Raw genomic sequence first — 3,484 nt, 5'->3', positions numbered from 1 at the left:
GTCAGCAGGAGGTGTCCGACTTCTCCCGCAGCATCAAGCTGATGGCCAAGGAGCTCGACGTGCCCGTGGTGGCGATCAGCCAGCTCAACCGTGGTCCGGAGCAGCGCACCGACAAGCGCCCGCAGGTGTCGGATCTTCGTGAGTCCGGGTGTCTGACGGCCAACACGCGCATCCTTCGCGCGGACACAGGCGCGGAGGTGACGTTCGGCGAGCTGATGCGGACCGGGGAGCGGCCGCTGGTGTGGTCGTTGGATGAGCGCAAGCGCATGGTCGCGCGGCCGATGACGAACGTGTTCTACAGCGGACACAAGGAAGTCTTCAAGGTGCGGCTGGCGTCTGGACGTGAGGTCGAGGCGACGGCGAACCACCCGTTCATGACGTTCGACGGCTGGATTCCGTTGGGAGAGCTCGAAGTTGGCGCGCGGGTGGCGGCGCCGCGGCGGGTGCCGGAGCCGGCGCAGACGCAGCGCATGCATGACTCCGAGGTTGTGATGCTGGCGCACATGATCGGCGACGGCTCGTGCGTGAAGCGCCAGCCAATTCGTTACGCGTCGGTGGACGAGGCGAACTTGACCGCCGTCGAGATCTCCGCCGCGCACTTCGACGTGACACCGATCCGCGACGACTATGCGGCCGCGCGGGTGACGACGCTGCGCCTTCCCGCGCCGTATCGGCTGACGCACGGCAAGCGGAACCCGATCGCGGCGTGGCTGGACAAGCTGGGGCTGTTCGGCAAACGCAGCCACGAGAAGTTCGTTCCGGCTGAGGTTTTCGCGCTCCCCAACGATCAGGTCGCGTTGTTTCTGCGGCACCTGTGGGCGACGGACGGTTCGGTGCGCTGGGACGAGAAGATCGAGCAAGGCCGCGTCTACTACGCGTCGACGAGCCGTCAGTTGGTCGACGACGTGATGCAGCTTCTGTTGCGGTTCGGCATTGCGTCGACTATTTACCGTGCCAAGAAGGTCGGCTATCGGGATTCGTGGCATCTGACGATCGCGGGCGCAGAGAACCAGTGCAGGTTCCTCGGTCCGATCGGCGTGCACGGCGCGAGGGGCGTTGCCGCCAAACAGGTTCTGGCAAAGTTGCAGGGCGTGGTGCGGAATCCGAACGCTGACACGGTGCCGAAGCAAGTCTGGGATGCGGTCAAGGTCGGGCTAACGGAACGCGGTATGACGCACCGTGAGTTCGCCGCGGCGATGAACACCCAGTTCTGCGGATCGACGATGTGGAAGCACTCGCCGAGCCGCGGGAGGCTGCATCACGCGGCCGCGCTCCTCAACGATTCCGAACTCCATGACCTGGCAACGAACGACGTGTTCTGGGACCGGATCGTCGAGATCACCAGCATCGGCGAGCAGGATGTCTACGACGGAACCGTAAGTGGGACACACAATTTCGTCGCAAACTTAGTTAGCCTACATAACAGCCTCGAGCAAGATGCCGACATGGTTATCCTGCTGCACCGGCCCGATGCGTTCGAGCGCGACGACCCCCGCGGCGGGGAGGCAGACCTGATCCTCGGAAAGCACCGTAACGGCCCGACCAAGACGATAACCGTTGCACACCAACTGCATTTGTCGCGCTTTGCGAATATGGCCAAGCAGTGATCTCGGATGTACGTTCGCGCGACACGTGGCGGAAGCTCACGAGTGATGGCGGATCCGCCAGGTTCTCGTGACGCGCGGTTGTTCAATCCCAAGGACGCGTCGATCGCCATGTGACGATCAGGTCACCAATGCAATCTGATGCCCTTGCAGGGCCGAGGTGATCGCCATGGGCCGCAGTGGAGACAAGGCGTCGACTGCCTCTGTCTATCAGAGAGCTGTTTTCGCGATCCGCGCCCTCAACAACTAGCTTCACGTCGTGATGACCGACACCGAACTCGACGAACTGATCGACACACTGGCCGCCAAGTCCAACCACGAACCCCACCGACGACGTCAACGCCAACTCGCCGCCGCCTACGACGCGCTGACTGCCGCCGCCGACCAGTCCCGGTGATAACCGCGATGGCCCTCCTCGACCTCACACCACACATCGGCGGCCTTTGCGCCCACGTCGACCGCGACCCAGCCATCTTCTGCGGCTAACGCGGACACCAACGCGACAGCCCCAACCCGACCGAGGTGGAGCCAAATCACGTCGTCACACCGGGGCCAATTCAAGTTGACATCGCCATTCAGGCGGGCATTGCGCTCGCGCAGCTCCTTGAGCTCCTTGGCAGCGTCGGTGTCCACGCCGTAGGTGCGCCGCCAGTTGTACAGAGTCGCCGGCGTCACCTGCAGCTCGGCCGCGATCTCCTCGCCAGTGTCGCCCTCGGCAGCCAGTTCATCCGCCCGGCGCAACTTGCGCACGATGTCCTCCGCGGAACTCCGCTTCCGACCAGCCATGCGTTCCATCGTCCCTTCCGGCCCGACCTCGGTGCCACAGGACTCTAAGAATCTCCCGGTCTTAATCAAGGGGAACACGCCACTGGAGTTAGGCGAGATCAGTACCTCAATTGAAAGCCCGCGGCGCGCAGTTCGACGGATAGATCGTGCTTCCAATTGCTTGCGAAGGGGATATAAGCGACGCCGACGAAATCAGAGGGTGTTTCGACGCCATCATTGATAACTGCGACTCGATCGCGCCCCAGCTTCCCGTAGAAGTACCCCAGCTCAAAGATGACGTTCTGGCGAGCGCGAGCACTTTGCGGACCACCGACGACACCGCCCATGTCATCACCGGTGAGGAGCACCACGGCAAATTTTGCTGCGTCGGCGTGGGCCTGGAATTTCTCAATTACGGTACGACCGCGGTTCGCTTGTTCATCCAGAATGACCACTTCGGTGTCGACGTTCTGTTCCAGCCACCTGGCGACTTCGTATTTCGTACCAGTGTTCCTGCCGTGCACCAAGAAGATTGCGGACGGCACCGACGAGGTCGACCGCGAATCGGAAACTGCTGCCGATACGTTGTCGACATAATGCCTGACGCCAAGTCCGCTTGTCGCGGCCTTTTCGCCGTGAGTTGTGAGCCGAGGTCGTGGTATTCCTCCTCCCCAGGTGCCCTGACCTTCGATGAGGCCTTCGTCATTAAGCCAATCGGACGCTTGATTAACCTCGTCTGTCCCGAGTTCGCCCTCGTCCCAGTGCACGGCGGATGCCACTGCCTCCGCGCTTAGGGCCGGCCTATCCATACCGTTTCTAGCTTGGCTGACAAGCCAGTCGAGCACTGCTTGGCGTACACGCCAACGGCGTTCGAGTAAGTCCGTCATGTGTTGAGACAGTACCGCCGCCATTCGTCAGACGCGGCTGTGTGGGTTACACGGACGCGTCGCTCGGCACGCGTTAAAGTCGGCAGGTGCCGCCAGCAACGCTTATCGCCGGACCGTCGGTCACAGACTGGGTCTCGGCTGTCAGCAACGTTGCCTACACGTTGCTGACGCTCCTCCTCGTCATTTTTGCCGTGTATGCCTGGCGGACGGCTAAGGACGCGCTCGTTG

At 62.4% G+C, this 3,484-nt stretch carries 4 protein-coding genes; 2 read left to right on the top strand and 2 right to left on the bottom strand.

Annotated features, from left to right (window positions below; all coding sequences use genetic code 11):
* Together VIQ49_RS16335 and VIQ49_RS16330 are read left to right on the top strand one after the other, a co-directional pair.
* Nucleotides 1-1,607: replicative DNA helicase (locus VIQ49_RS16335; protein WP_331886451.1), on the top strand; the 1,607-nt coding region annotated here is incomplete at its 5' end.
* A 256-nt stretch (nucleotides 1,608-1,863) separates the two neighbouring features.
* Nucleotides 1,864-2,001 (top strand): hypothetical protein, encoded by a 138-nt coding sequence (locus tag VIQ49_RS16330; protein ID WP_331886449.1) that lies wholly within the window; start codon nucleotides 1,864-1,866, stop codon nucleotides 1,999-2,001.
* On the opposite strand, the gene VIQ49_RS16325 is transcribed toward VIQ49_RS16330, so the two are convergent.
* Both VIQ49_RS16325 and VIQ49_RS16320 read right to left on the bottom strand, forming a co-directional pair.
* Nucleotides 1,962-2,390: a transposase gene (locus VIQ49_RS16325; protein WP_331886453.1), complete on the bottom strand. Its 429-nt coding sequence runs from the start codon at nucleotides 2,388-2,390 to the stop codon at nucleotides 1,962-1,964. The two genes, VIQ49_RS16330 and VIQ49_RS16325, sit on opposite strands and share 40 nt — an antisense overlap.
* 98 nt (nucleotides 2,391-2,488) lie before the next feature.
* Nucleotides 2,489-3,256 (bottom strand): nucleotide-binding protein, encoded by a 768-nt coding sequence (locus VIQ49_RS16320; protein WP_331886447.1) that lies wholly within the window; start codon nucleotides 3,254-3,256, stop codon nucleotides 2,489-2,491.
* Nucleotides 3,257-3,484 lie beyond the last annotated feature (228 nt).

The organism is Williamsia sp. (genome assembly GCF_036566845.1).
Taxonomy (GTDB): domain Bacteria; phylum Actinomycetota; class Actinomycetes; order Mycobacteriales; family Mycobacteriaceae; genus Williamsia.
This window is presented reverse-complemented; position numbering and strand designations above follow the sequence as displayed.

What these genes read in the sequence shown, in the direction of transcription:
- VIQ49_RS16325 (WP_331886453.1), bottom strand. Translation starts at nt 2,390, where the DNA reads ATGGCTGGTCGGAAGCGGAGTTCCGCGGAGGACATCGTGCGCAAGTTG.
- VIQ49_RS16320 (WP_331886447.1), bottom strand. Translation starts at nt 3,256, where the DNA reads ATGACGGACTTACTCGAACGCCGTTGGCGTGTACGCCAAGCAGTGCTC.